Below are 25942 nucleotides of genomic sequence, written 5' to 3'. Positions count from 1 at the left end.
GGCTAGCGGATCGCGGCGAAGGGATCGGCGGGCACGTCGTCTTCCTTCCAGTCGAGCAGTTCCCAGGTGCGGGCCATGTGTTCGGGCAGCGGCGCCGTGAAGGTCATCGTCGCCTTGGTCACGGGATGCTCGATGGTGATCTGGCGGGCGTGCAGGTGCAGCTTGCGGCTGAATTCGCCGCCGATCCCGGCGCCCCAGCCATCGCCCGCATTCTCGGCCGCCGATCCGCCATACTTGCCGTCGCCGATGATCGGGTGGCCGATCTCGGCCATGTGGGCGCGCAGCTGGTGGGTGCGGCCGGTGACCGGTTCGAGCGCCATCCACGACAGGCGCGAGCCAAGGAACCAGAGCGTGAAGAAATCGGTCTGCGCCCGTTTCGCGTCGGGGTGGTCCGCCATCCTGGCGGGATGGATGCAGACCATCCGTTCGCCCTCGCCGCCGCGCCCGTGGCCCGGCGCCTTCATCAGCGCGAACTTGACCGAGCCCTGCTTGGGGTTGGGCACCCCGGCCACCACGGCCCAGTAGATCTTGCGCGCCGCGCGGTGACGCAGCGACTCGGACAGGGCACGGGCGACACGGTCGGTGCGCGCCAGCATCAGGACGCCCGAGGTATCCTTGTCGAGCCGGTGGACGAGCTTGGGGCGTTCCTTGTAGCCGAAGGTCAGGGCATGGGTCAGACCGTCGACATGGCGGTCGCCCTGCCCCGACCCGCCCTGCGAGGGCAGGCCCGGCGGCTTGTTCAGCACGATCATGTGCTGGTCCATGAAGATCACGGCGTCCTGGATCATCCGGGCGTCCGAAGGCGCGATGCGCGGACCCTCGGGCCGTTCGGGTGGCGGCGTGTCGGGCAGGGGCGGCACGCGCACGGCCTGCCCCGGCGCCAGCCGGTCGGCAGCCTTGACGCGGCCCCCGTCGACGCGCAGCTGGCCGGTGCGGCACAGTTTCTCGACCGCGCCCTGGGTAAGCTGCGGGAAATGCCGCTTGAGCCAGCGGTCAAGGCGCATGTCGGCTTCGTCCTCGGCCACGGTCAGGGTCTGCACGCCGGTCATGAAAGGCCCCTTGCGAGGAGAACGCCGACGGCCAGCGCGGCGAGGGAAAGGATGACGGAGGCCCCGACATAGAGCGCGGCCGCCCCGGCCTGGCCGCGTTCCCACAGGCAGAAGGCATCGAGCGAGAAGGCCGAGAAGGTGGTGAACCCGCCAAGGACACCGGTCAGCACGAAGGGTGAGAACCGCCCCTCGCGCGTCAGCAGGACAAAGAGGATGCCCATCGCCAGCGACCCCGCCACGTTGACGACCAGCGTGCCCAGCGGAAACCCTGGCAGGCAGGCCCGCGCCGCCCCCCAGGTGACCAGGTAGCGGCCCACGGAACCGATGGCGCCACCGAGGGCGACCTGGAGAAGGATGGCGGGGGTCATCCGCACCCCATGGGGCGCCGCGCCCGGCTTGTCAACCGGGCGCCCCGGCGCCGCGCGCCGGACGGGGCATGCTGCGGCGATGGCCTAGCTGCGGCGCTTTGCCCGCAGCCCCGCGAACCAGTCGAGACGTTTCTTCAGGTCACGCTCGAACCCGCGTTCGGCGGGCAGATACAGGACCGGCCGCTTCATCCCCTCGGGGAAATAGTCCTGCCCGGAAAAGCCGTCCTCGGCGTCGTGGTCGTAGGCATAGTCGCGGCCGTAGCCCAGATCCTTCATCAGCCGCGTCGGCGCGTTGCGGATGTGCAGGGGTGGCGGCTGGCTGCCGGTGTCGCGTGCCAGCGCACGGGCGGCCTTGTAGGCGGTGTAGGCCGCGTTCGATTTCGGCGCGAGGGCAAGGTAGACCACCGCCTGCGCCAGCGCCAGTTCCCCCTCGGGGCTGCCCAGCCGTTCGTAGGTTTCCCAGCCCTGAAGGCAGACGGCCTGGGCCTGCGGATCGGCCAGCCCGATGTCCTCGACCGCCATGCGCGTCAGGCGGCGGGCCAGGAAGCGCGGATCCTCGCCGCCCTCCAGCATCCGGGCGAACCAGTAGAGCGCGGCGTCGGGGTCGGACCCGCGCACGGACTTGTGCAGCGCCGAGATGAGGTTGTAGTGCTCTTCCCCCGACTTGTCGTATTTCGCGGCACGGCGCTGCAGGCGGGCGGCCAGCGTGTCGGGGTCTAGCCGGGTGTCGCCCTTCCAGGCCGCCACCTGCTCGACCAGGTTCAGCAGCGCCCGGCCGTCACCATCGGCCATGTCGATCAGCCGTTCGCGGGCCGGGCCGGTCAGCGGCAGGGCGCGGCCAAGCTCGCGCTCGGCGCGCTGCGCCAGACGTTCGAGATCGGCCGGGGACAGGCGTTCGAGCACGATCACCTGCGCGCGCGACAGGAGCGCCGCATTCAGTTCGAAGCTCGGGTTCTCGGTGGTGGCGCCGACCAGAAGGATCGTGCCGTCCTCCATATGCGGCAGGAATCCGTCCTGCTGTGCCTTGTTGAAGCGGTGGATCTCGTCCACGAAAAGCAGCGTGCCCTGCCCCTGCTGGCGCTTCATCCGCGCGGTATCGAACACCCGGCGCAGGTCGGGGACGCCGGTGAAGATGGCGCTGATCTGGACGAAGGCGCGATCGGTTTCCGTCGCGAGCAATCGGGCGATCGTGGTCTTGCCCACCCCCGGCGGCCCCCAGAGGATGAGCGAGCCCAGCGAACCCGCGGCAAGCATCGCGCCCAGCGGGCCGTCGGGCCCCAGCACATGCCCCTGCCCGATGACATCGGACAGCCGCGCCGGCCGCAGGCGGTCGGCCAGCGGGCGGGGAGGTTCGGGGGCGGCGGCGGTATCGAAGAGATCCGGCATGGATGCCTGCGGCTGACCCCGGGGCAAGCATCCCCGGGCAGCCGCAGGCTATGCCAGCACGGCAGCGGACGGAAGCATGCGCAGCATCAGAACCGGAACCGCAGGATCACGCGCTGGCCCTCGCGCAGCGCCTCGACCTGCCAGAGGCGCGGACGGTCGCCCGACAGCCGGGCAACGTCGCCGGGCGACCGCACGGGCTGGCCGTTGATCGCCACGAGGATGTCGCCGGGGCGCAGCCCGGCGCGCGCCGCGCGGTCGCGGGCATCGGTGACAAGCGTGCCCGAGGCCGAGAACGGCAGGCCATGTTCCGCGATCAGCGCCGGGTCGATGCGGGCGACGGTGAGGCCGCGCAGCGCCACGTCACCGGTGATGGCGGTCTCGTCGCGGTCGCCCACGGGGGGCGGGATCAGCGCCACCTCGGTGTCGCGCGTCTGGCCATCGCGGGCATAGCCCAGCGTCGTGGAGGCGCCGGTGCCCGCGACGGCAAGGCGGAACATCACCTCTTGCGGGCTGTTCACCGGCTGGCCGCCCAGCGTCAGGATCACATCGCCGGGGCGCAGGCCCGCGGCGGCGAAGGGGCTTTCCGGGTGCAGGTCGGTGATCACCACGCCTTCGGGTGCGGCAAGGCCCAGCGCCTCGGCCAGGCCCGGATCGACGCCCTGCCCCCCGATCCCCGCCCAGGGCCGGGTGAAGCGCGCGGCACCGGCCCGCGCCTGGTCGAGCACCCGGGCCACGAGATTGGCGGGAATCGCGAAGCCGACCCCGTTCGATCCGCCGCCGCGCGTCAGGATCGCGGTGTTGATGCCCAGCAGGCGGCCCTGCATGTCGATCAGCGCCCCGCCGGAGTTGCCCGGGTTCACCGCCGCGTCGGTCTGCAGGAAATAGCCGCGCCCCGACCCGAGGCTGAGGGTGGACCGGCCCAGCGCCGAGACGATGCCGGAGGTCACGGTCTGCCCGACGCCGAAGGGGTTGCCGATGGCCAGCACCAGATCGCCCACCTGTGCGGCGTCGCTGTCGGCCAGTTCAAGGACCGGCAGGGCCGCCGCATCGCGCAGGCGCAGGACGGCGAGGTCGCTTTCCTCGTCCGACAGGACCAGATCGGCGGCAAATTCGCGTCGGTCGGCCAGCACCACGCGGATGTCCTGTGCCCCGCCGACGACATGGTAGTTCGAGACCACGAGGCCGTCACCGGTCAGGATGACGCCCGAGCCCAGCGCGTTCTGCACGCGCGGCTGGGCGCGGCCCAGATCGCCGAAGAAATCGCGGAAGAACGGATCGGCGGCGAAAGGGTTCACCCGGTCGGCGACGATGCGCGTGGCATAGATGTTGACGACCGCCGGAGCGGCGGCGCGCACCAGCGGCGCGAATGTCAGCTGCACCTCGGCCCGCGTGGCGGGCACGGTTTCGGCAGCCAGCGGCAGCGCGAGAAGAACGGCGGCCAGAACGGCCGGAAGACTGCGGTGAATGCCCATGTCTCACCAGTTCGGATGTCGGCGGCGCCCGGGATATGGACATCCCCGGGCGCCGCCGCAAGCGCCGACGCGACCCACCCGCGTCCGCGCGGCCCTTGCCTGGCTCAGTGCAGCGCGGAGGTGAAGTCCATCATGACGACCTGGTTGTTGACGTTCTCGATTTCCATCACCGGGCCCATCGCATCCATCTTGACCCCGACGCGGTTGCACCAGCGCGGCCAGTTGGCGTTCAGCAGCGTCAGGCAATGCGTGGCGCCAAGGCGACGCGCGGCCTTGCCCAGTTCCTCGACCAGCCGGGCGTGGACGGCACGGCGCTGCGCCATGGGCACGTCATGGCTGACGAACAGGCGCGAGCTTTCCCAGATGTTCTCGGCCACCGGCGCCTCGTCATAGAGCAGCGTCGAAGGGATGGTGTCGAGAAGGCCACGCTGCGCGTCGCGGATCATGTAGGTGTAGATGCCGCATTTCGTGGTGGTGGGCGTCAGGCGGTTGCCCGCCAGCACGCGGCCGAGTTCGTCATGCACGACGACCCAGCGCGAGGCCGGGGTATCGTACTGGTCGTATTCCATGCCCATGGCCTCGGGCAGGTTCCATTTGTTGTGAACGATGAAAAGTTCACGCCGGGCGCGCATGTAGTTGGCAAAGAGTTCGCCATGGTTGTGGAGGTTGGCGAACGAGAGGGTCGTGGTCTGCATGATGTGCTCCTTGCAGGGTTGACGGTCGAATAACCTTGCAGGAGGCAGATCGGTTCAGATCAGCCGATAGTCTTTCGCGCGCTGGATAGCTTCGGCGGTCGTCCGAGCCATGAGCCGGATGCGGGCCGATGTAATGCGGGCCTTCAGCGCGCTTTCCGATATCCCCAGCTTGGCGGCCGCGGCAGCATGCCGGTCGCCCCCTGCAATACAGCGCAGCGCCTCGACCTGGGCGCGCGTCAGTTCCTCGGGTGGCTCGGTCACGTCGTGCAGTCGCAGCACGATGGACTCGGCCAATGCGATCTCGTTGTCGGCATACTCCCGATCGGGGCGCGCCAGCGAGGCGATGGTGCGCGACTTGATCGGTCCGCAGGAGACCGTGAAACCATAGCAGAGACCGAACTGCGCGGCCTCCTTGAAGATGCCGAAGGGATCGGGAAGCAACGGGTCGCTCCAGCGGATCCAGCCGGTGCGCGAGAACCCCCAGGCGGTGGCGGGGTCGCGCAGCACGAAACCGTTGTCGGTGTAGTGATCGAGCCAGGCCTGGTCGTAGGTCTGGAACGTCATGAGCGGCGCGGTAAAGCGGATATGAAGGCCGAGGAAATAGCCCGCAGGTGCCAGCAATGTCAGCTGGTGCAGCTCCAAGTCTATGCCCGCCTTGATCGACATGTCTGTTTCGACAGGTTTCATGATTCTAGGTCAACCATAAATTGCATGATGCAGCTAAACCAGTCGTATGGACCGTTTCCGATGCTGCGTCGGGACTTGCGCCAGTTTGGTCGGCGCGTTCCCGCAAATCCGGTGGACCAGATCCCGCGTGGACCAGCGCCGCAAACCAGAATGCCCGCCTGTGGGGCGGGCATTCGGCGATGGCAGCACTGCGGTGCATGTCCGTGTCAGGCTTCCGCGGCGTCTTCGGCCTCGGTGCGGGCGCGGTCGCCGGCACCCTTGGCCGAAGGATCGCGATCGACGAACTCGATGATCGCCATCGGCGCCATGTCGCCATAGCGGAAGCCGGCCTTCAGGACGCGGACATAGCCGCCCTGCCGGTCCTTGTAGCGCGGGCCGAGGATCGCGAAGAGCCGTTCGACATGCTTGTCTTCCTTGAGCTGCGCGGCAGCCTGGCGACGGGCGTGCAGGTCACCGCGCTTGGCCAGCGTGATCAGCTTCTCGATGACCGGTCGCAGTTCCTTGGCCTTGGGCAGCGTCGTCTTGATCTGCTCGTGCTCGATCAGCGCGCCGGACATGTTGGCGAAAAGCGCCTTGCGGTGCTCGTGGGTGCGGTTGAGGCGGCGGTAGCCGCGGGCGTGACGCATGATGGTCTCCTATGGTCTCATTTTGCTTTGTGTTGCCGCCCGTGCGTTGCGGGCCGCGTCGTTGGGGCGGGATTGCCCGGGGTGGTCATGATGCGCCTGAATGCGCACCCTACGTAGGGTGTGCCTTCAGGCGCACCGTCGCTTCAGAACTGGTCCTCGAAGCGCTTGGCCAGATCCTCGATGTTCTCCGGCGGCCAGTCCTCGACTTCCATGCCGAGGTGCAGGCCCATGCCGGACAGCACTTCCTTGATCTCGTTCAGCGACTTGCGGCCGAAGTTCGGGGTGCGCAGCATCTCGGCTTCGGTTTTCTGGATCAGATCGCCGATGTAGACGATGTTGTCGTTCTTCAGGCAGTTGGCGGAACGGACCGACAGTTCCAGCTCGTCCACCTTCTTCAGCAGCAGCGGGTTGAACTCCAGCCCGGCGTCCTCGATGCCCTTGGTGGCCGACTCCGGCTCCTCGAAGTTGACGAAGACCTGAAGCTGGTCCTGCAGGATGCGCGCGGCATAGGCCACCGCATCCTCGGGCGACAGCGAGCCGTTGGTCTCGACCTTCATCGTCAGCTTGTCATAGTCGAGCACCTGGCCCTCACGGGTGGGGGTGACCTCGTAGCTGACCTTCTTGACGGGCGAGAAGATGGCGTCGATGGCGATCAGGCCGATCGGGGCATCCTCGGGCTTGTTCTTGTCGGCCGCGACATAGCCCTTGCCGGTATTGACCGTCAGTTCCATGAACACGTCGGCGCCGTCGTCGAGGTGGCAGATCACGTGATCCTTGTTCAGCACTTCGATGCCGTTGGATTCCGAGATGTCGCCCGCCGTCACCACGCCCGGCCCCTTGGCCGAGATGGTCAGGCGCTTGGGTCCCTCGACCTCCATCTTGATCGCCACGCCCTTCAGGTTCAGGACGATGTCGGTCACATCCTCGCGGACGCCGGCGACGCTGGAAAACTCGTGCAGCACGTTGTCGATCTGCACCGAGGTGATGGCGCCACCCTGCAGCGAGGACATCAGCACGCGGCGCAGCGCGTTGCCCAGCGTCAGGCCGAAACCCCGCTCCAGCGGTTCCGCGACCAGGGTCGCGGTGCGGTTGGCATCCGGCCCCGGCTTGACGACCAGTTGCGCGGGCTTGATCAGTTCCTGCCAGTTCTTGTGGATCATGCGTGTCGCCTCCATACTAGCCCGCTGCCCATGTCCAGAAAGCTGCGGACGCCCGAGGTTATCGAAATGACGAATCCGGGCCGCACCCTGGCGGGGCGGCCCGGCGGATCAGGCAGGTGTCAGACGCGACGGCGCTTCGGCGGACGGCAGCCGTTGTGCGCGATCGGCGTCACGTCGCGGATCGAGGTGATGGTGAAGCCCACCGCGGCCAGCGCGCGCAGCGCCGACTCGCGGCCCGAGCCCGGCCCCTGCACCTCGACCTCCAGCGTGCGGACGCCGTGTTCCTGCGCCTTGCGGCCGGCATCCTCGGCGGCCATCTGGGCGGCGTAGGGGGTCGACTTGCGGCTGCCCTTGAAGCCCATCGTGCCGGCCGACGACCACGAGATCGCGTTGCCCTGCACGTCCGAGATCAGGACCTTGGTGTTGTTGAAGGACGAATTCACATGCGCCACGCCGGCGGCAATGTTCTTGCGTTCCTTCTTCTTGACGCGGGAAGCGGCGGCTTTGGTATCGCGTGCCATATCTGTGCGCTCCCCTTACTTCTTCTTGCCGGCGATGGGTTTCGCCGGGCCCTTGCGGGTGCGGGCGTTGGTATGCGTGCGCTGGCCGCGAACCGGCAGGTTCTTGCGGTGGCGCAGGCCCCGGTAGCAGCCCAGGTCCATCAGGCGCTTGATGTTCATCGACACTTCGCGGCGCAGGTCGCCCTCGACGGTGTAGTTCGCGTCGATATGTTCGCGAATCGCCAGCACTTCGGCATCCGAAAGCTGGTTGACGCGGCGGGCGCGGTCGATGCCGACAGCCTCGCAGATCTGTTCGGCGACGAAGGGGCCGATCCCGGTGATGTAGGTCAGCGCGATCGGAACGCGCTTTCCGGTGGGAATGTTGACGCCGGCAATACGAGCCAAGGCCTTGTCCTTTCGTTGCGGTTCCGTGTTGCCAGAACCTTTTTTCACAACCGAAGGGGGCCAACCCCGGCTGGGCGGGCCCCTTTCACGATCCGTCCCGGCCTGTGTCATGCCACAGCGGACGATTCCCTTGCGGGACGGTGTGCCTTAAGGGGTTTCCCCCGGGGCGTCAAGGGCAGCCGACACGGGACGTTCAGGCTTTTGCGGACCTGTCAAGTGGTGCCGTCAAGCGCCTTCGCCACCGCCGCCGAAACCGCGTCCACCTCGGCCAGGCCATCGACGCCCGACAGCTTGCCCTTGGCGTAGTAGTAGCCGATGAGCGGCGAGGTCTTCTTGTAGTATTCCATCAGCCGCGTCTTCAGCGCGTCCTCGGTGTCGTCCGCGCGGCGGCGCAGGTCGGTGGAGCCACATCTGTCGCAGACGCCCGGCGTCGCGGTCGGCCGGGTCTGGTCGTGATAGACCTCGCCGCAGTTGCCGCAGGTGAAGCGGCCGGTGATGCGGGCGACCAGCGCGGCGTCATCCACCTGCATCTCGATCACCGCATCCAGGCCCTGCCCCATCCGCGCCAGCAGCTCGCCCAGGGCATCGGCCTGTTTCAGCGTGCGCGGAAAGCCGTCGAAGATGAAGCCGCCGGGCGAACCCTGCGCAATCCGCTCCTCGATCAGGCCGATGACGATCTCGTCCGTCACCAGTTCGCCCCGGTCCATCACCGCGGCGACCTTGCGACCCATCTCGGTTCCGCTGCTGCGCGCGGCGCGCAGCATGTCGCCGGTGGACAGTTGCACCATCCCCCGCGCCTCTTCCAGAACCCGCGCCTGGGTTCCCTTGCCCGCACCGGGAGGGCCCAGAAGGATCACGTTCGCCATGGAAAGCCCCCGTCAGCGTCTCTGGGGCGCCTTGGGCGCCGTGCCGGGCTTCTTGCGCCCCCGAAGCTGCGACTTCTCGATCAGGCCCTGGTACTGGTGCGCCAGCAGGTGCGACTGCACCTGATTGATCGTGTCCATCGTCACCGACACCACGATCAGCACCGAGGTGCCGCCGAAGTAGAACGGGATCGCCAGTTCGTTCCGCAGGATTTCCGGCAGAAGGCAGACCGCGACCAGATAGGCCGAACCCAGCACGAGGATGCGGGTGACGACGTAGTCCAGGTATTCCTCGGTCTTCTTGCCCGGCCGGATACCGGCGATGAAGCCGTTCTGGTTCTTCAGGTTCTCGGCCACGTCCTCGACCTTGAAGGCGACGTTGGCGGTGTAGAAATACGCGAAGAACACGATCATGGCCGCGTAGAACAGCAGGTACAGCGGCTGGCCCGGCCCCAGATAGGCCAGGATGGTCGACATGACCGGCCCGGTCTGCTGGCCCGAGAAGGTTGACACCGTGACCGGCAAGAGCAGCAACGACGAGGCAAAGATCGCCGGAATCACGCCCGAGGGGTTCACCTTGACCGGCAGGTGCGACGACCCGCCGTCATAGACCTTCATGCCCACCTGCCGGCGCGGGTACTGGATGGTGATCTTGCGCAGCGCGCGCTCCATGAACACGACGAAGGCGATCACCGCCACGACCATCACCAGCACGCCCACGATCACCGCCGGCGACAGCGCGCCCGACCGGCCCTGGCTGAAGAACTGGGCCAGCGCGGCGGGGATCTCGGCCACGATGCCGACGAAGATGATCAGCGAGATGCCGTTGCCGATGCCCCGCGCCGTGATCTGCTCGCCCAGCCACATCAGGAACATGGTGCCGCCGACCAGCGTGATGACGCAGGAGGCGATGAAGAACCAGCCCGGGTTGGTGACAAGCTGCCCCGACTGCAGGCTGACCGCGATGCCATAGGCCTGGAACGTGGCCAGGAACACGGTGCCGTAGCGGGTATACTGGTTCAGCTTCTTGCGGCCCTGCTCGCCTTCCTTCTTCAGCTGCTCGAAACGCGGCACCATGGCCGACAGCAGCTGCACGATGATCGAGGCGCTGATGTAGGGCATGATGCCGAGCGCGAAGATGCCCATGCGGCTGATCGCGCCGCCGGTGAACATGTTGAGCATGCCGCCGATGCCGGTGGTCAGGTCCTGCATGAAGTCGCGCAGGGCGGTGCCGTCGATGCCGGGCACGGGAATGAAGGTGCCGATGCGATAGACGATCAAGAGGCCGATCGTGAAAAAGATGCGCTGCCGCAGGTCGGTGGCCTTGCCCAGAGCACCCCAGCTCAGGTTGGCCGCCATCTGTTCCGCTGCCGATGCCATGCTTGCATTGTCTCCGGGTCGGAAGGAATGCGCCGCCGGACCGGTCTCCGGTCGGCGGCGCGGGAAAACCACATGTCATGTAAGCCGCGCGCGCGCGGCCCACAAGCCACGAAAGCGCGGGTTACTCGGCCGCGGCCGCCGGGGCCTTGACGGTCAGCGTGCCGCCTGCCGCCTCGACGGCGGCGATGGCCGAGGCCGAGGCCCCGGTGACGACCAGCGAGACCTTCGAGGTGATGGCGCCCTTGGCCAGCACGCGGATACCGTCGCGCTTGCGGGCGGTGACACCGGCGGCGATGATCGCGTCCTCGTCGATCGGCTGGCTGGCGTCGAGCTTGCCGAGGCCGATGAATTTCTCGATCAGGCCCAGGTTCACCACGGCAAATTCCAGGCGGTTCGGCTTGTTGAAGCCGCGCTTGGGCAGGCGGCGATAGAGCGGCATCTGGCCGCCTTCATAGCCGCCGAGGGCCACGCCGGAGCGGGACTTCTGGCCCTTGATGCCGCGACCTGCGGTCTTGCCCTTGCCGGAGCCGGGGCCGCGCGCCACGCGCTTCTGCTTCTTGGCGGCGCCGGGATTGTCGGAAAGTTCGTTCAGTTTCATGTCGCATTCTCCTGTGCCGGAAGGCCCCTGCCTGCGACGGGCGGGAGCAACGCGGCGATTCTTGTTGATTCTGCGGCCCTCGGGCCACCGGCGGCGTTTACACGAGGGCGCGGCGCGTGACAAGGGACGGGGTGTCCCACGGTGGGACGCGACGGCGCATCAATGGAATCAATGCGTTGGCGCCGCGCCTTCAGGGTCTGTTAACACTCTCGCCCTGATGCACCCTTGCCGGCGCCGCAAAAGGGAACGCCCCCGCGACGGCGCGGGGGCGTTCTGTCTCGTGCCTGCGGGGCCGGACCCCGCATCACCGGCATCGGCCGAGGATCAGCCGCGCTCTTCCACGATCCGCACCAGATGCGAGATCGAGTTGACCATTCCGCGAACCGAGGGCGTATCCTCAAGCTCGCGGGTGCGGCGCATCTTGTTCAGGCCGAGGCCCTTGAGCGTCGCGGTCTGGATGGCCGGGCGGCGGGCAGCCGAGGCCACCTGCTGCACGACGATGGTTTTCTTGCCGGTCATCTATCAGGCCTCCACCGCCACGGCTTCCGCCTCGGGCTTCTTCAGGATCTCGGCCACCTTCTTGCCGCGGCGCTGCGCGACCATGCGGGGGCTCGATTCCTTCTGCAGACCGTCGATGGTCGCGCGGATCATGTTGTAGGGGTTCTGCGAGCCGATGGATTTCGCCACCACGTCCTGCAGGCCCAGCATCTCGAACACTGCGCGCATCGGACCACCGGCGATGATGCCGGTCCCCGCGACGGCGGTGCGCATCACGACCTTGCCCGCGCCATGGCGGCCTTCCATGTCGTGATGCAGCGTGCGGCTGTCCTTGAGCGGCACGCGGATCAGGCTGCGCTTGGCCTGTTCGGTCGCCTTGCGGATCGCCTCGGGCACTTCCTTGGCCTTGCCCTTGCCGAAGCCGACGCGGCCCTTCTGGTCGCCGACCACGACGAGCGCGGCAAAGCCGAAGCGCTTGCCGCCTTTCACCGTCTTGGACACGCGGTTGATCGCGACGAGCTTTTCGCCGAACTCGGGGTTCTCCTCGCGGCGGTCGTCGCGGCGGCCCTCGCGGCGGTTCTCACGTTCTGCCATCTGTCACACTCCTCAGAACTTCAGGCCGCCTTCACGGGCAGCATCGGCCAAAGCCTTGATCTTGCCGTGAAAGAGGAAACCACCGCGGTCGAAATAGCAGGTTTCGACGCCCGCCTTCCTTGCACGCTCTGCGATCGTCGCGCCGACCTTGGCCGAGGCTTCGACGTTGTTCTTGCCGTAGAAGCCCAGGCCCTTTTCGAGGGTCGAGGCCGCAGCCACCGTCACGCCCTGCGCGTCGTCGATCAGCTGGACGCTGATGTTCTTGGACGAGCGATGCACCGACAGGCGCAGACGGCCCGCCGACATTGCCTTGAGCTTGTTCCGCACCCGCAGGCGGCGTTTCAGGAACAGCTCTCGTTTCGTGTTTGCCATGTTCCCGATCCTTACTTCTTCTTGCCTTCCTTGCGGAAGATGAACTCGCCCTTGTAGCGGATGCCCTTGCCCTTGTAGGGCTCGGGCTGGCGCCACTCGCGGATGTTCGCGGCGACCTGGCCGACGAGCTGTTCGTCAATGCCTTCCACGACGATCTCGGTCTGCTTCGGCGAGGTCACGGTGACCCCCTTCGGCACTTCGAAATTCACCTCGTGGCTGTAGCCGAGCGAGAGTTTCAGGACGTTACCGGCCACCGCGGCGCGATAGCCGACGCCCTGGATTTCCAGTTCCTTGCGGAAGCCGCTGGTCACGCCGGTGACGAGGTTGTTCACCATCGACCGGGCGAGGCCCCATTGCTGGCGCGCGCGCTTGGACGTACCGCGCGGCGCGACCTTCACCGCGCCCTCGTCGATGGTCAGCGTCACGTCGTCGGTCGCGGTGAAGCTGCGGGTGCCTTTCGGACCCTTCACCTCGATCGTCTGACCCGAGATCGTGGCGGTCACGCCCTTGGACAGCGGGACGGGTTTCTTGCCGATACGAGACATTGCACCCTCCTCAGAACACGGTGCACAGCACTTCGCCGCCAACATTGGCAGCGCGCGCATGTGCATCGGACATGACACCCTTGGGCGTGGACACGATGGAAACGCCGAGGCCGTTGCGGACCTGCGGGATTTCCTTCACGCCCATGTAGACACGGCGCCCGGGCTTGGAGACGCGCTGGATCGTGCGGATGACCGGCGTGCCCTCGAAGTATTTCAGCGAGATGACCAGTTCGCCCTGGCCGTTCTCGGTTTCCTTGCGCTCATAGCCGCGGATGTAGCCTTCGTCGGCCAGCACATCCAGCACCCAGGCCCGCAGCTTCGACGCCGGCGTGGCGACGGTGGACTTGCCGCGCATCTGCGCGTTGCGGATGCGGGTCAGCATATCGCCGAGAGGATCGTTCACAGACATATCCTGCCCTCCTTACCAGCTCGACTTCACCATGCCGGGGATCTGGCCGAACGAGGCCAGTTCACGCAGCATGATGCGGCTGAGCTTGAGTTTGCGGTAATAGGCGTGCGGGCGGCCCGTCAGCTGGCACCGGTTGTGGATGCGCGTCGCCGACGAATTGCGCGGCAGGCCAGCCAGTTTCAGAGTGGCCTTGAACCGCTCTTCCATCGGCCTTGTCTGATCGTAGATGACCGACTTGAGGCTTGCCCGCTTGGCGGCGTGCTGCTTGACCAGCTTGGCACGCTTCACTTCGCGGTTCACCATGGATTTCTTTGCCATGTCTCTCTCCTCCCGCTCAGGCCGTGAAGGGCATGTTGAAGTGCTTCAACAGCGCCTTGGCTTCGGCATCCGTCTTGGCGGTGGTGCAGATGATGATGTCCATGCCCAGCACGTCATCGACCTTGTCGAAGTCGATTTCGGGGAACACGATCTGTTCCTTCAGGCCCATGGCATAGTTGCCCCGGCCGTCGAAGGAGGTGGCCTTGACGCCGCGGAAGTCGCGGACGCGGGGCAGCGCGATCGAGATCAGGCGGTCCAGGAATTCGTACATCCGGTCGCCGCGCAGCGTGACCTTGCAGCCCAGCGGCATCTGCTCGCGGACGCGGAAGCCCGCGATCGACTTCTTCGCATGGGTCACCACGGCCTTCTGGCCGGCGATCAGCGTCAGCTGCTCGGCCGCGGCCTTGACCTTCTTGGTGTCCTTGACCGCCTCGCCCACGCCCATGTTGATCACGATCTTGTCCAGACGCGGGATCATCATGTCGTTCTTGTACGAGAACTCGGTCTTCATCGCCGGGCGGATCGTCGCCTTGTAGGCGGCCTTCATCCGTGGCGTGTAGGTGCTTTCGTCGAGCATCAGATCGCCTCCCCGGTGGATTTGGCGTAGCGCACCTTCTTGTCGCCTTCCATGCGGAAGCCGACGCGGGTGGCCTTGCCGTTGGCGTCAACGATGGCGAGATTCGACAGGTCGATCGGCATGGCCTTGGCCACGCGGCCGCCCTGTGACGACGCCGACTGCTTGGTGTGGCGGATGGCGATGTTGATGCCTTCGACGACGGCCTTGTTGTCCTTGGGCATGACGGTGGCGATCTCGCCGGTCTTGCCCTTGTCCTTGCCGGTCAGCACGACGACCTTGTCGCCCTTCTTGAGTTTCGCGGCCATCAGAGCACCTCCGGCGCCAGCGAGATGATCTTCATGAAGTTCTTCGCGCGCAGTTCGCGCACCACCGGCCCGAAGATGCGGGTGCCCACGGGCTCCATCTGCTTGTTCAGGATCACGGCGGCGTTGCGGTCGAACCGGATGGCGGTGCCATCCTCGCGACGGACTTCCTTGGCGGTGCGGACGACGACGGCCTTGTGGACGTCGCCCTTCTTCACCTTGCCCTTCGGAATCGCCTCTTTCACCGACACCACGATGATGTCGCCGACCGAGGCATAGCGGCGGTGCGACCCGCCCAGAACCTTGATGCACTGCACCCGGCGCGCGCCGGAGTTGTCAGCGACATCCAGATTGGTCTGCATCTGGATCATTTCAGTCTCCCGACCTTCGGGGCTGGGCCCCGGGGTTTCGTTAGACTGGCAGCAGTGTCGGTCAGGCTTGCGCCGTCTCGGTCACCACGTGCCAGCGTTTCGTCTTCGAGATGGGCGCGCATTCCTCGATACGGACAACGTCACCCACCTTGAACTGGTTCATCGGGTCATGCGCCCGGTATTTCTTGGACTTCCGCACGGTCTTTTGCAGCAGCGGATGCTTGAACCGACGCTCGACCAGGACGGTGATCGTCTGTTCGTTCTTGTCCGAGGTCACGGTGCCTTGCAGGATGCGCTTGGGCATGTCTCGCTCCTCAGTTCGCTTGGGCGGCGGCAGCCGCCTTTTCGTTCAGCACGGTCTTGATGCGCGCCACGTCGCGGCGCACGGCGCGCATGCGGGCGGTGTTCTCAAGCTGGCTGGTGGCCTGCTGGAAGCGCAGGTTGAACGCTTCCTTCTTCAGCGCGACCAGGCTGTCGCGCAGCTGGTCCGGCGTCTTGTCGCGCAGTTCCTTGGCGTCCATCGCCATTCTTCCTTCCACAATCACCGAAGTGCCCCAGCAGATGCGCGGGGTAACACTGAACCCGGTGGATCAATGATGAACCCGCAATTCCAGTCACCCGGAATCGCAGGATGCGTCCCATTACAGGATGAGCCAAGCCGCGACAAGGGAAAGTTGCGCAAGCGCCGGCGCGGCGGCGGCGGCGGCGGCCCGCCTTGTCGGCCTGCCGCGGCCCAAACGCAACACCTGACCGCTTTTGTCGGTGCCGCCGCCCGGAAAGAATTCTTCGTACCTCACAGCTCGGGCAAGGTTTTCCATGAGGCAACCAAGACCGGCAAAGACCGGTGCATCCCATGAGCAGGCAACCCCATGAATATTGCAGTCCCGATTGACACCTCCGCAAACGCTATCCGCACAAGCAGCTATGAAGGCGTATTGCCCAAACTGCCGATGGGCTATCCGAATGGCTGGATGTCGGCCAAGGACCTGACTGTTCTCTACAACACGGCCCGGAACTCCTCGGGCGACGTTCTGGAGGTGGGCCCCTGGCTTGGTCGTTCCTCGAGCGCGATTGCCGCGGGCCTTCAGGCCCGCGAGGCTGCGGGGGCCCCGCGCGCGAAGTACGACCTGATCGACTTCGGCATCACGACCGCCGCCGAGTGGCAGGAACGCTTCAACGAAAAGTTCAACATCGCCAAGGATAGCGGCCGGGTCGTCGAAGCCGTCTATCATCCCGGCGGAACGATTGCCGTTCTGATCCAGAACCTCAAGAACAACGGCCTTCTGAAATACGCCACGAACATCATCCGGGGCGATTTCCTCGACTGCCCGCTGTCGCGGAAGTACGGGATGATCTTCTGCGACGCCACGCATGACGAAGCCGAAATTCATCGGCACCTGCCCAAACTTGCCTCGCAGGCGGCTCCCGGTTGCGTGATGGTGTTTGATGACGTCGTCACCGACGCCCGCGCCGATCTGATCTGCGACTACCTTGACGTGTCGCAGCGTTTCCTGACGCGCGAGGTCTATCCGCGCAAGGCTGACCGCTGCAAATTGCTGATAGTCGAACTGCGCACATGAACTGTGCTTGGCGTCCAAACGCAGCCGCCCCGCCGGAAGGTCCGGCGGGGCGGCACGCTGTAATAGACAGAGAACTGAAAGTCCTTCTTACCAGTCTTCGCGCTGCACGACGCGCGTGGTCACCGGAAGCTTCATCGCACCCAGGCGCAGCGCCTCGCGCGCGATCGGTTCGGCGACGCCGTCGATCTCGAACATGATGCGGCCCGGTTTCACCTTGGCCGCCCAGTAGTCGACCGAGCCCTTGCCCTTGCCCATCCGCACCTCGGTGGGTTTGGACGAGACCGGGACATCCGGGAACACCCGGATCCAGACGCGGCCCTGGCGCTTCATGTGGCGGGTGATCGCGCGGCGGGCCGCCTCGATCTGCCGCGCGGTCACACGCTCGGGCTCGGTCGCCTTCAGGCCGAAGGTGCCGAAGTTCAGCATGAAGCCGCCCTTCGCCTCGCCGTGGATGCGGCCCTTGTGCTGTTTGCGGAACTTGGTCCGTTTGGGTTGCAGCATCTTCTCTCTCCGTTACGCGCGTTCGCGGTCGCGGCGGGCACCGCGCGGAGCGGGGCCATCCTGGGCTTCGGACAGGCGGCGGTCGTGGGCCTGCGGATCATGCTCAAGGATCTCGCCCTTGAAGATCCAGACCTTGACGCCGATGATGCCGTAGGGCGTTTCCGCCTCGTCCAGCGCATAGTCGATGTCGGCGCGCAGGGTGTGCAGAGGCACGCGGCCTTCCCGATACCATTCGGTGCGCGCGATCTCGGCACCGCCAAGGCGGCCCGACACGTTCACCCGGATGCCGAGGGCACCCATGCGCATCGCGTTCTGCACGCCGCGCTTCATGGCGCGGCGGAAGGACACCCGGCGCTCCATCTGCTGGGCGATGCTTTCGGCGACAAGCTGCGCGTCAAGCTCGGGCTTGCGAATCTCGACGATGTTCAGGTGCAGTTCCGACTTGGTGAAGGCCGTCAGCTTCTTGCGGAGCCCTTCGATGTCGGCGCCCTTCTTGCCGATGATGACACCCGGACGGGCGGCATGGATCGTCACGCGGCACTTCTTGTGCGGCCGCTCGATGATCACCTTCGACACGCCGGCCTGCTTGGCTTCCTTGTGGATGAACTCGCGCATGCGGAGATCTTCCAGAAGCAGGTTGCCGTAGTCCTTGCTGTCGGCGAACCAGCGGCTGTCCCAGGTGCGGTTGACCTGCAGGCGCATCCCGATGGGGTTGACCTTCTGTCCCATTACGCGGTCTCCGCTTTCTGACGCACCTTGATGGTGATTTCGCTGAACGGTTTCATGATCTTGCCGAAGCGGCCGCGCGCCCGCGGGCGGCCCCGCTTGAGCGTGATGTTCTTGCCGCACCAGGCCTCTGCCACCACCAGCTCGTCAACGTCGAGACCATGGTTGTTCTCGGCATTGGCCACGGCCGACTGAAGGCATTTCAGCACGTCGTGCGCGATCCGCTTCTTCGAGAAGGTGAGGTCGGCCATCGCCTTGTCGACCTTCTTGCCGCGGATCAGCGCCGCGACGAGGTTCAGCTTCTGCGGGCTGGTCTTCAGCATCCGCGTCTTGGCCATCGCCTCGTTGTCCGCCACGCGGCGGGGATTCTTGTCCTTGCCCATGGCTTACTTCCTTTTCGCTTTCTTGTCGGCGGCATGGCCGTAGTAGGTGCGTGTCGGCGAATACTCACCGAACTTCTGACCGATCATGTCCTCGGTCACCGCCACGGGGATATGCTTCTTGCCGTTGTAGACCGCGAAGGTCAGGCCGACGAACTGCGGCAGGATGGTGGACCGGCGCGACCAGATCTTGATCACCTCGTTCCGGCCGCCCTCGCGCGCCTTCTCGGCCTTCTTCAGGACGTAGCCGTCGACGAAGGGGCCTTTCCAGATAGAACGTGCCATGGATCAGCGCCCCTTCTTCTTGGCGTGCCGCGAGCGGACGATCAGATTGTCCGACGCCTTGTTCTTGCGGGTCTTGTTGCCCTTGGTGCCCTTGCCCCACGGGGTGACCGGGTGACGGCCGCCCGAGGTGCGGCCTTCGCCGCCGCCGTGGGGGTGGTCGATCGGGTTCATCGCGACGCCGCGCACCGTCGGGCGGATGCCCATGTGCCGGCGGCGACCCGCCTTGCCGAGGTTCTGGTTCGAGTTGTCGGGGTTCGACACCGCGCCGATGGTCGCCATGCATTCCTGGCGCACCATCCGCAGTTCGCCCGACGACAGCCGGATCTGCGCATAGCCGCCGTCACGGCCGACGAACTGGGCATAGGTGCCCGCCGCGCGGGCGATCTGGCCGCCCTTGCCGGGCTTCATCTCGACGTTGTGGACGATCGTGCCGATCGGCATGCCCGAGAACGGCATCGCGTTGCCGGGCTTCACGTCGGTCTTGGCGCCGGCGATCACGCTGTCGCCCACGGCCAGACGCTGCGGCGCGAGGATATAGGCAAGCTCGCCATCCTCGTACTTGATCAGCGCGATGAACGCGGTGCGGTTCGGATCGTATTCGATGCGCTCGACGACCGCCGCCATGTCGAACTTGTTCCGGCGGAAATCCACAACGCGGTAGAGCCGCTTGGCCCCGCCGCCCTTGTGCCACATCGTGACGCGCCCGGTGTTGTTCCGTCCGCCCGTCTTGATCAGACCCTCGGTGAGAGCCTTGACGGGGCGGCCTTTCCACAGCTCCGAACGGTCGATCAGAACCAGCCCGCGCTGGCCAGGCGTCGTCGGTTTGTACGACTTGAGTGCCATGCTTTCTGTCTTCCGTCTGCTTGGCGGGCCTTGCGGCCCGGGTTGCCCTTCAAAAAGTCATCGGCCCCGGTCGCCCGGGGCCGCCCTGGATTCGCGGCCTTCTATCAGAGGGCCATCTCAGAGGCCAGTGGACACGTCGATCGTGTTGCCTTCCTCGAGCGTCACATAGGCCTTCTTGCGGTCGGACCGTTCGCCGGGGCGACCGCGGAAACGCTTGACCTTGCCCTTCGAGATGGTCGTGTTCACGGCCTTCACCTTGACGCCGAACACCGCCTCGACCGCTTCCTTGATCTGCGGCTTCGAGGCGTCCATCGCCACCTGGAACACCACCGCGCCCGACTCGGACGCCATGGTGGCCTTTTCGGTGATGACCGGCTTCTTGATCAGGTCGTAATGTTCCGGTTTCGCGGTCATTTCAGGCGCGCCTCCAGCGCTTCGACCCCGGCGCGGGTGATCACGAGCTGATCACGGCGCAGGATGTCATAGACGTTGGCCCCGATCGAGGGCAGCACGTCCACGGTTTCGAGGTTGCGCGCGGCCAGCGCGAAATTCGCGTCGACCGTCGCGCCGTCGATCACCAGCACGCGCTTCCAGCCCAGGTCCTTGGCAACCTTGGCCAGGGCCGAGGTCTTGGGCGCGTCCATCGCGGCGGCTTCAAGGATCACCAGCTCGCCCGCCTTGGCCTTGGCAGACAGGGCGTGGCGCAGGCCGAGCGCGCGGAACTTCTTGGGCAGGTCGTGCTCGTGGCTGCGGGGCGTCGGCCCCTTGTAGACGCCGCCGTGCCGGAAGATCGGCGCCTTCTTGGACCCGTGGCGTGCGCCGCCGGTGCCCTTCTGGCGGTAGATCTTCTTGGTCGAATAGCTGACGTCCGACTTGCCCAGCACCGAATGGGTGCCGGCCTGGGCCTTGGCCCGCTGCCAGCGCACCACGCGGTGCAGGACATCGGCGCGCGGCTCAAGGCCGAACAGCGCCTCGTCCAGCTCGATCTCGCCGGCCTTGCCGCCGTCAAGCTTGATCACATCGAGTTTCATGCCTCACCCCCATCGGCCGCGACTTCCGCGACCGGAGCAGACGCCGCCGCACGGACCGCGGCCGGTTTCGGCGCTTCCGCATGGGCGGGTTTCTTCACCGCGTCCTTGATCGTGACCCAGCCGCCCTTGGAGCCCGGCACCGCGCCCTTGACCATGATGATCCCGCGCTCCGCATCGGTGCGCACGACCTCGAGGTTCTGGGTGGTGACGCGCACGGCGCCCAGGTGGCCGGCCATCTTCTTGCCGCGGAACACCTTGCCGGGGTCCTGGCACTGGCCCGTGGACCCGTGCGACCGGTGGCTGATCGACACGCCGTGGCTGGCCCGCAGGCCGCCGAAGTTGTGCCGCTTCATCGCACCGGCAAAGCCCTTGCCGATCGAGGTGCCCGCGATATCCACGAACTGGCCCGCGAGATAGTGGTCGGCGGTGATTTCCGCGCCCACGTCGATCAGGCAGTCGGGCGTCACGCGGAACTCCGCGATCTTGCGCTTGGGTTCCACATTCGCCCTGGCGAAGTGGCCACGCATCCCCGCGCTGGTGCGCTTGGCCTTGGCCGCGCCCGCGCCAAGCTGCACGGCGGTATAGCCGTCACGCTCGGCGGTGCGCTGCGCCACCACCTGCAGGTTGTCGAGTTGCAGAACGGTCACCGGCACCTGCCGTCCGTCTGCCATGAACAGCCGGGTCATGCCCAGCTTCTTTGCGATCACGCCGGAGCGCATTGGCCTGCCCCCCTTACACTTTGATTTCGACATCCACGCCCGCGGCGAGGTCGAGCTTCATCAGCGCGTCCACGGTCTGCGGGGTGGGGTCCACGATGTCGAGAAGCCGCTTGTGCGTGCGGATTTCCCACTGGTCGCGCGACTTCTTGTCGATGTGCGGACCGCGCAGAACGGTGAACTTCTCGATCTTGTTCGGCAGGGGGATCGGCCCCCGCACCGTGGCACCCGTGCGCTTGGCGGTCGAGACGATTTCGGCGGTGCTGGCGTCCAGCACGCGATAATCGAACGCCTTGAGCCGGATGCGGATGGTCTGACCTTGCATCTTGTTCGTCCTTGGGCAGGGTGGGTGGGTTTTTCACCCACCCCACATTGTCTTGCTTACGCGATGATTTTCGAGACGACGCCTGCGCCGACGGTGCGGCCGCCTTCGCGGATGGCGAAGCGCAGCTTTTCCTCCATGGCGATCGGGGCGATCAGTTCGACCTCGAACTTCAGGTTGTCGCCCGGCATCACCATCTCGGTGCCTTCCGGCAGCTGCACCGTCCCGGTCACGTCCGTCGTGCGGAAGTAGAACTGCGGGCGGTAGTTGGCGAAGAACGGCGTGTGGCGCCCGCCCTCTTCCTTGGTCAGGATGTAGGCCTCGGCCTCGAACTTGGTGTGCGGCTTCACCGAGCCGGGCTTGCACAGCACCTGGCCACGCTCCACGCCCTCGCGGTCGATCCCGCGCAGGAGCGCGCCGATGTTGTCGCCCGCCTCGCCCCGGTCCAGAAGCTTGCGGAACATCTCGACCCCGGTGCAGACCGACTTCTTCGTCGGGCGGATGCCCACGATCTCGACCTCGTCGCCGACGTTGATCACGCCACGCTCCACCCGGCCGGTCACCACCGTGCCGCGGCCCGAGATCGAGAACACGTCCTCGATCGGCATCAGGAACGGCTGGTCCACCGCACGCGCCGGCGTCGGGATGTAGTCGTCCACCGCCTTCATCAGCGCCCGGATCGAATCCTCGCCGATGTCCTTGCGCTCGCCGATCATCGCCTGGTGCGCCGAGCCCTTGATGATCGGGATGTCGTCGCCGGGATAGTCGTAGGACGACAGGAGCTCGCGCACCTCCATCTCGACCAGTTCCAGCAGTTCCTCGTCATCCACGAGGTCGATCTTGTTCAGATAGACCACCATGTAGGGAATGCCCACCTGCCGGCCCAGCAGGATGTGCTCGCGCGTCTGCGGCATCGGGCCGTCCGACGCCGCGCAGACCAGGATCGCGCCGTCCATCTGCGCCGCGCCGGTGATCATGTTCTTCACATAGTCCGCGTGGCCGGGGCAGTCGACGTGCGCGTAGTGGCGCGCATCCGTCTCGTATTCCACATGCGCCGTCGAGATCGTGATCCCCCGCGCACGCTCTTCCGGCGCGCCGTCGATCTGGTCATAGGCCCGGAACTCGCCGAAATACTTCGTGATCGCAGCCGTCAGCGTCGTCTTCCCATGGTCAACGTGACCAATGGTCCCGATGTTCACATGCGGTTTGTTCCGTTCAAACTTTGCCTTACCCATGGGGGCATCTCCTCAGTTCGGTGTCGGTGGCGGCGGGGTGAACCCCGCCCTACGGGGCGGTAGGGCGGGGCTCACCCCGCCGCACCGGTCAAGCGTATTTCTTCTGGATCTCGTCCGAGATGTTCTGCGGCACCGCGTCATAGTGGTCGAAGAGCATGGTGAACACCGCACGCCCCGACGACATCGAACGCAGGTTGTTGATGTAGCCGAACATGTTGGCCAGCGGCACCATCGCGGTGATGACGTTGGCGTTGCCGCGGCTGTCCTGGCCCTGCACCATGCCCCGGCGGCTGGTCAGGTCGCCGATGATCGAGCCGGTGTATTCCTCGGGCGTCACGACCTCGACCTTCATGATCGGTTCCAGCAGCTTGGCGCCGGCCTTCTTCAGCCCTTCGCGCATCGCGGCGCGGGTGGCGATCTCGAAGGCCAGGACCGACGAGTCGACGTCGTGGAAGGCACCGTCGACCAGCGCCACCTTGAAGTCGATCACCGGGAAGCCGGCCAGCGGACCCGAGTCCATCACCGACTTGATGCCCTTCTCGACACCCGGGATGTATTCCTTGGGCACCGCACCGCCGACGATCTTCGACTCGAACGAGTAGCCGACGCCCGGTTCCACCGGGTCGATCTGCAGCTTGATGCGGGCAAACTGGCCCGTGCCGCCGGTCTGCTTCTTGTGCGTGTAGTCGATTTCCGTCGGACGGCTGATCGTCTCGCGATAGGCCACCTGCGGGGCACCGATGTTCGCCTCGACCTTGAACTCGCGACGCATGCGGTCGACGAGGATGTCAAGGTGAAGTTCGCCCATGCCCTTCATGATGGTCTGGCCCGACTCGATATCGGTCTCGACACGGAACGACGGGTCCTCGGCAGACAGGCGCGCCAGCGCCAGGCCCATCTTTTCCTGGTCGGCCTTCGACTTGGGCTCGACGGCGATCTCGATCACCGGCTCGGGGAAGGTCATGGTTTCCAGGACCACCGGTTTGGACGGATCGCAGAGCGTGTCGCCCGTGGTGGTGTCCTTCAGGCCCGCCAGCGCGATGATGTCGCCCGCGAAGGCCTCGCCGATCTCTTCCTGCTTGTTGGCGTGCATCATCACCATGCGGCCGATGCGCTCGCGCTTGCCCTTGGTCGAGTTCAGGAGCTGGTCGCCCTTCTTCATCTGGCCGGAATAGATCCGGGTGAAGGTCAGCGAACCCATGAACGGGTCGTTCATGATCTTGAACGCGAGGCCCGAGAAGGGCTCGCTGTCATCGGCATGACGCTCGATGTTGCGGGTTTCCGTCTCGTCGCCCGGGGCGAAGCCGACATAGGCCGGCACGTCCAGCGGCGAGGGCAGGAAGTCGATGACCGAGTTCAGAAGCGGTTGCACGCCCTTGTTCTTGAAGGCCGAACCGGCCGTCACCGGCATGAAGGTCAGCGACAGGCAGCCCTTGCGGATCAGCGCGCGCAGGGTCGCCTCGTCCGGCTCCTCGCCTTCGAGATAGGCCTCCATCGCGGCATCGTCCATCTCGACGGCCAGTTCGATCATCTTGCCGCGCCATTCCTCGGCTTCCGCCTTGAGCGCGTCACGGATCGGCTGGCGCACCCAGGTCGCGCCCAGGTCTTCGCCCTGATACACCCATTCTTCCATGGTGATCAGGTCGATGATGCCTTCCAGCTTGTCCTCGGCGCCGATCGGAAGCGCGATCGGGCAGGGCGTCGCGCCGGTGCGATCCTTGATCATCCGCACGCATTTGAAGAAGTCGGCACCGATCTTGTCCATCTTGTTGACGAACACGATGCGCGGAACCTTGTAGCGGTCGGCCTGGCGCCAGACCGTCTCGGTCTGCGGCTCGACGCCCGCGTTGGCGTCCAGAAGGCAGATCGCGCCGTCCAGCACGGCCAGCGAACGCTCCACCTCGATGGTGAAGTCGACGTGGCCGGGGGTGTCGATGATGTTGAAGCGGTGCTTGTCGCCATGGGTCACGCCGTCGAGCGTCCGCGCCCAGAAGGTGGTCGTGGCCGCCGAGGTGATGGTGATCCCGCGCTCCTGCTCCTGCTCCATCCAGTCCATCGTCGCGGCGCCGTCATGCACCTCGCCGATCTTGTGGGACTTGCCGGTGTAGTAGAGAATCCGTTCGGTCGTCGTGGTCTTGCCGGCATCGATGTGGGCCATGATGCCGAAGTTGCGATAGAGGTTGAGCGGATATTCGCGGGCCATTTCGGCGGTCCTTTACCAGCGGTAATGGCTGAACGCTTTGTTCGCGTCGGCCATCTTGTGGGTGTCTTCACGCTTCTTCACCGCGGTGCCGCGGTTGTTGCAGGCATCGGCCAGTTCGGCGGCCAGACGCTCTTCCATCGTGTTCTCGTTGCGCTTGCGGGCGGCGGTGATCAGCCAGCGGATCGCCAGCGCCTCGCGCCGCTCGGTGCGGACCTCGACGGGAACCTGGTAGGTGGCCCCGCCGACCCGGCGCGACCGCACCTCGACCGAGGGCTTCACGTTATCCAGCGCCTCGTGGAAGGCCTGCACAGGCTCGCGCTTCAGGCGGGTCTGCACACGCTCCAGCGCGCCGTAGACGATGGTTTCGGCGACGGATTTCTTGCCGTCCACCATCAGGTTGTTCATGAACTTGGTCAGCACCGTGTCGCCATACTTGGCGTCGGGCAGGATTTCGCGCTTTTCGGCGGCGTGACGACGGGACATTTCTCAGTTCCTCACTTCGGACGCTTCGCGCCGTATTTCGAGCGGCGCTGACGACGGTCTTTGACGCCCTGGGTATCCAGAACGCCGCGCAGGATGTGGTAACGCACGCCCGGAAGGTCCTTGACCCGGCCACCGCGGATCAGGACTACCGAGTGTTCCTGCAGGTTGTGCTTTTCGCCGGGGATGTAGCTGATGACCTCGAAACCATTGGTCAGGCGCACCTTTGCAACCTTCCGCATGGCCGAGTTCGGCTTCTTCGGCGTCGTGGTATAGACGCGCGTGCAGACGCCGCGCTTCTGCGGGCAGGATTCCAAGTGCTGCGACTTGGACTTTCTCACGTTCGCTTCCCGCGGCTTGCGGATCAGCTGTTGGATCGTCGGCATCAGGTTCTCGCCCTTCTTCAACCCGTTCGCGCCCCCCGGGGGGCAATCTTCACGCGCCTGCGCGTCCGCAAACGCAAAA

At 66.0% G+C, this 25942-nt stretch carries 38 protein-coding genes; 1 reads left to right on the top strand and 37 read right to left on the bottom strand.

What is annotated here, in order from left to right:
- Positions 1-2 precede the first annotated feature (2 nt).
- The 24 genes from KF887_05325 to rpmC all read right to left on the bottom strand — a co-directional run bounded on the left by KF887_05325 (position 3) and on the right by rpmC (position 15696).
- Positions 3-1049: an RluA family pseudouridine synthase gene (locus KF887_05325; protein ID QYK42541.1), complete on the bottom strand. Its 1047-nt coding sequence runs from the start codon at positions 1047-1049 to the stop codon at positions 3-5.
- On the bottom strand, positions 1046-1417 hold the full coding sequence (gene crcB, locus KF887_05320; protein ID QYK42540.1) for a fluoride efflux transporter CrcB: 372 nt from the start codon (positions 1415-1417) through the stop codon (positions 1046-1048). Before crcB ends, KF887_05325 begins: the two co-directional genes overlap by 4 nt.
- A gap of 84 nt (positions 1418-1501) precedes the next feature.
- The gene (locus tag KF887_05315) at positions 1502-2803 is read right to left on the bottom strand and encodes a replication-associated recombination protein A (protein ID QYK42539.1); all 1302 of its coding nucleotides are present in this window, start codon (positions 2801-2803) and stop codon (positions 1502-1504) included.
- An 86-nt stretch (positions 2804-2889) separates the two neighbouring features.
- Positions 2890-4275, bottom strand: a complete 1386-nt coding sequence (locus KF887_05310) for a trypsin-like peptidase domain-containing protein (GenBank protein ID QYK42538.1) — start codon at positions 4273-4275, stop codon at positions 2890-2892.
- 104 nt (positions 4276-4379) lie between these two features.
- Positions 4380-4970 (bottom strand): N-acyl-L-homoserine lactone synthetase, encoded by a 591-nt coding sequence (locus tag KF887_05305; protein ID QYK42537.1) that lies wholly within the window; start codon positions 4968-4970, stop codon positions 4380-4382.
- Positions 4971-5024: 54 nt separating this feature from the next.
- Positions 5025-5636 carry an autoinducer binding domain-containing protein gene (locus KF887_05300; GenBank protein ID QYK43445.1) on the bottom strand — a complete coding sequence of 204 codons (612 nt, stop codon included), beginning with the start codon at positions 5634-5636 and terminating at the stop codon, positions 5025-5027.
- A gap of 227 nt (positions 5637-5863) precedes the next feature.
- Positions 5864-6283 (bottom strand): 50S ribosomal protein L17, encoded by a 420-nt coding sequence (gene rplQ / locus KF887_05295; protein ID QYK42536.1) that lies wholly within the window; start codon positions 6281-6283, stop codon positions 5864-5866.
- Between the two features lie 143 nt (positions 6284-6426).
- Positions 6427-7443: a DNA-directed RNA polymerase subunit alpha gene (locus KF887_05290; protein ID QYK42535.1), complete on the bottom strand. Its 1017-nt coding sequence runs from the start codon at positions 7441-7443 to the stop codon at positions 6427-6429.
- A gap of 119 nt (positions 7444-7562) precedes the next feature.
- Positions 7563-7964, bottom strand: a complete 402-nt coding sequence (rpsK, locus tag KF887_05285; protein QYK42534.1) for a 30S ribosomal protein S11 — start codon at positions 7962-7964, stop codon at positions 7563-7565.
- A 15-nt stretch (positions 7965-7979) separates the two neighbouring features.
- On the bottom strand, positions 7980-8348 hold the full coding sequence (rpsM, locus tag KF887_05280) for a 30S ribosomal protein S13 (GenBank protein QYK42533.1): 369 nt from the start codon (positions 8346-8348) through the stop codon (positions 7980-7982).
- Between the two features lie 212 nt (positions 8349-8560).
- Complete coding sequence (locus KF887_05275; protein ID QYK42532.1) at positions 8561-9214, bottom strand: adenylate kinase; 654 nt, start codon at positions 9212-9214, stop codon at positions 8561-8563.
- Positions 9215-9226: 12 nt separating this feature from the next.
- Positions 9227-10591, bottom strand: coding sequence for a preprotein translocase subunit SecY (gene secY / locus KF887_05270; protein ID QYK42531.1), 1365 nt, complete (start codon positions 10589-10591; stop codon positions 9227-9229).
- 121 nt (positions 10592-10712) lie between these two features.
- The gene (gene rplO, locus KF887_05265; GenBank protein ID QYK42530.1) at positions 10713-11189 is read right to left on the bottom strand and encodes a 50S ribosomal protein L15; all 477 of its coding nucleotides are present in this window, start codon (positions 11187-11189) and stop codon (positions 10713-10715) included.
- 324 nt (positions 11190-11513) lie between these two features.
- The gene (gene rpmD / locus KF887_05260) at positions 11514-11708 is read right to left on the bottom strand and encodes a 50S ribosomal protein L30 (protein ID QYK42529.1); all 195 of its coding nucleotides are present in this window, start codon (positions 11706-11708) and stop codon (positions 11514-11516) included.
- A 3-nt stretch (positions 11709-11711) separates the two neighbouring features.
- Positions 11712-12281, bottom strand: a complete 570-nt coding sequence (gene rpsE / locus KF887_05255) for a 30S ribosomal protein S5 (protein QYK42528.1) — start codon at positions 12279-12281, stop codon at positions 11712-11714.
- 12 nt (positions 12282-12293) lie between these two features.
- Entirely contained in the window at positions 12294-12653 is a 360-nt protein-coding gene (gene rplR, locus KF887_05250; GenBank protein ID QYK42527.1) for a 50S ribosomal protein L18, read from the bottom strand.
- A gap of 11 nt (positions 12654-12664) precedes the next feature.
- On the bottom strand, positions 12665-13198 hold the full coding sequence (gene rplF, locus KF887_05245) for a 50S ribosomal protein L6 (GenBank protein ID QYK42526.1): 534 nt from the start codon (positions 13196-13198) through the stop codon (positions 12665-12667).
- A gap of 10 nt (positions 13199-13208) precedes the next feature.
- Positions 13209-13607 carry a 30S ribosomal protein S8 gene (gene rpsH / locus KF887_05240; protein ID QYK42525.1) on the bottom strand — a complete coding sequence of 133 codons (399 nt, stop codon included), beginning with the start codon at positions 13605-13607 and terminating at the stop codon, positions 13209-13211.
- 12 nt (positions 13608-13619) lie between these two features.
- Complete coding sequence (gene rpsN / locus KF887_05235) at positions 13620-13925, bottom strand: 30S ribosomal protein S14 (protein ID QYK42524.1); 306 nt, start codon at positions 13923-13925, stop codon at positions 13620-13622.
- A gap of 16 nt (positions 13926-13941) precedes the next feature.
- The gene (rplE, locus tag KF887_05230; protein QYK42523.1) at positions 13942-14502 is read right to left on the bottom strand and encodes a 50S ribosomal protein L5; all 561 of its coding nucleotides are present in this window, start codon (positions 14500-14502) and stop codon (positions 13942-13944) included.
- Positions 14502-14807 (bottom strand): 50S ribosomal protein L24, encoded by a 306-nt coding sequence (gene rplX, locus KF887_05225; GenBank protein ID QYK42522.1) that lies wholly within the window; start codon positions 14805-14807, stop codon positions 14502-14504. The genes rplE and rplX overlap by 1 nt, the downstream gene beginning before the upstream one ends.
- On the bottom strand, positions 14807-15175 hold the full coding sequence (gene rplN, locus KF887_05220) for a 50S ribosomal protein L14 (GenBank protein ID QYK42521.1): 369 nt from the start codon (positions 15173-15175) through the stop codon (positions 14807-14809). Before rplN ends, rplX begins: the two co-directional genes overlap by 1 nt.
- A gap of 61 nt (positions 15176-15236) precedes the next feature.
- Positions 15237-15479, bottom strand: coding sequence for a 30S ribosomal protein S17 (rpsQ, locus tag KF887_05215; GenBank protein QYK42520.1), 243 nt, complete (start codon positions 15477-15479; stop codon positions 15237-15239).
- Positions 15480-15489: 10 nt separating this feature from the next.
- On the bottom strand, positions 15490-15696 hold the full coding sequence (gene rpmC / locus KF887_05210) for a 50S ribosomal protein L29 (GenBank protein ID QYK42519.1): 207 nt from the start codon (positions 15694-15696) through the stop codon (positions 15490-15492).
- 348 nt (positions 15697-16044) lie between these two features.
- Here rpmC and KF887_05205 point away from each other — a divergent pair, with 348 nt between their 5' ends.
- Positions 16045-16755, top strand: a complete 711-nt coding sequence (locus KF887_05205) for a class I SAM-dependent methyltransferase (GenBank protein ID QYK42518.1) — start codon at positions 16045-16047, stop codon at positions 16753-16755.
- Between the two features lie 87 nt (positions 16756-16842).
- On the opposite strand, the gene rplP is transcribed toward KF887_05205, so the two are convergent.
- The 13 genes from rplP to rpsL form a co-directional block, all read right to left on the bottom strand.
- Complete coding sequence (rplP, locus tag KF887_05200) at positions 16843-17256, bottom strand: 50S ribosomal protein L16 (protein QYK42517.1); 414 nt, start codon at positions 17254-17256, stop codon at positions 16843-16845.
- 12 nt (positions 17257-17268) lie between these two features.
- Positions 17269-17985 carry a 30S ribosomal protein S3 gene (gene rpsC, locus KF887_05195; protein QYK42516.1) on the bottom strand — a complete coding sequence of 239 codons (717 nt, stop codon included), beginning with the start codon at positions 17983-17985 and terminating at the stop codon, positions 17269-17271.
- Positions 17985-18365, bottom strand: a complete 381-nt coding sequence (gene rplV / locus KF887_05190) for a 50S ribosomal protein L22 (GenBank protein ID QYK42515.1) — start codon at positions 18363-18365, stop codon at positions 17985-17987. The genes rpsC and rplV overlap by 1 nt, the downstream gene beginning before the upstream one ends.
- Positions 18366-18368: 3 nt before the next feature.
- On the bottom strand, positions 18369-18647 hold the full coding sequence (gene rpsS / locus KF887_05185) for a 30S ribosomal protein S19 (GenBank protein ID QYK42514.1): 279 nt from the start codon (positions 18645-18647) through the stop codon (positions 18369-18371).
- A gap of 3 nt (positions 18648-18650) precedes the next feature.
- The gene (gene rplB / locus KF887_05180; GenBank protein ID QYK42513.1) at positions 18651-19490 is read right to left on the bottom strand and encodes a 50S ribosomal protein L2; all 840 of its coding nucleotides are present in this window, start codon (positions 19488-19490) and stop codon (positions 18651-18653) included.
- Positions 19491-19607: 117 nt separating this feature from the next.
- The gene (locus tag KF887_05175) at positions 19608-19904 is read right to left on the bottom strand and encodes a 50S ribosomal protein L23 (GenBank protein QYK42512.1); all 297 of its coding nucleotides are present in this window, start codon (positions 19902-19904) and stop codon (positions 19608-19610) included.
- Complete coding sequence (gene rplD / locus KF887_05170; protein QYK42511.1) at positions 19901-20521, bottom strand: 50S ribosomal protein L4; 621 nt, start codon at positions 20519-20521, stop codon at positions 19901-19903. The genes KF887_05175 and rplD overlap by 4 nt, the downstream gene beginning before the upstream one ends.
- Positions 20518-21240 (bottom strand): 50S ribosomal protein L3, encoded by a 723-nt coding sequence (gene rplC / locus KF887_05165; GenBank protein QYK42510.1) that lies wholly within the window; start codon positions 21238-21240, stop codon positions 20518-20520. The genes rplD and rplC overlap by 4 nt, the downstream gene beginning before the upstream one ends.
- Positions 21241-21253: 13 nt before the next feature.
- On the bottom strand, positions 21254-21562 hold the full coding sequence (gene rpsJ / locus KF887_05160) for a 30S ribosomal protein S10 (protein QYK42509.1): 309 nt from the start codon (positions 21560-21562) through the stop codon (positions 21254-21256).
- Positions 21563-21618: 56 nt separating this feature from the next.
- A complete protein-coding gene (tuf, locus tag KF887_05155; protein QYK42508.1) occupies positions 21619-22794 on the bottom strand; it encodes an elongation factor Tu in 1176 nt (391 codons plus the stop codon).
- 88 nt (positions 22795-22882) lie between these two features.
- Positions 22883-24997, bottom strand: a complete 2115-nt coding sequence (gene fusA, locus KF887_05150; GenBank protein ID QYK42507.1) for an elongation factor G — start codon at positions 24995-24997, stop codon at positions 22883-22885.
- A 12-nt stretch (positions 24998-25009) separates the two neighbouring features.
- Positions 25010-25480: a 30S ribosomal protein S7 gene (gene rpsG / locus KF887_05145; protein ID QYK42506.1), complete on the bottom strand. Its 471-nt coding sequence runs from the start codon at positions 25478-25480 to the stop codon at positions 25010-25012.
- Between the two features lie 11 nt (positions 25481-25491).
- Entirely contained in the window at positions 25492-25863 is a 372-nt protein-coding gene (gene rpsL, locus KF887_05140) for a 30S ribosomal protein S12 (protein QYK43444.1), read from the bottom strand.
- Between the last annotated feature and the right edge of the window lie 79 nt (positions 25864-25942).

The sequence above is a fragment of the Paracoccaceae bacterium genome (genome assembly GCA_019454225.1).
GTDB lineage: Bacteria > Pseudomonadota > Alphaproteobacteria > Rhodobacterales > Rhodobacteraceae.
Note: the sequence above shows the minus strand (reverse complement) of the source record. Positions and strands in the feature narration are given on the sequence as shown.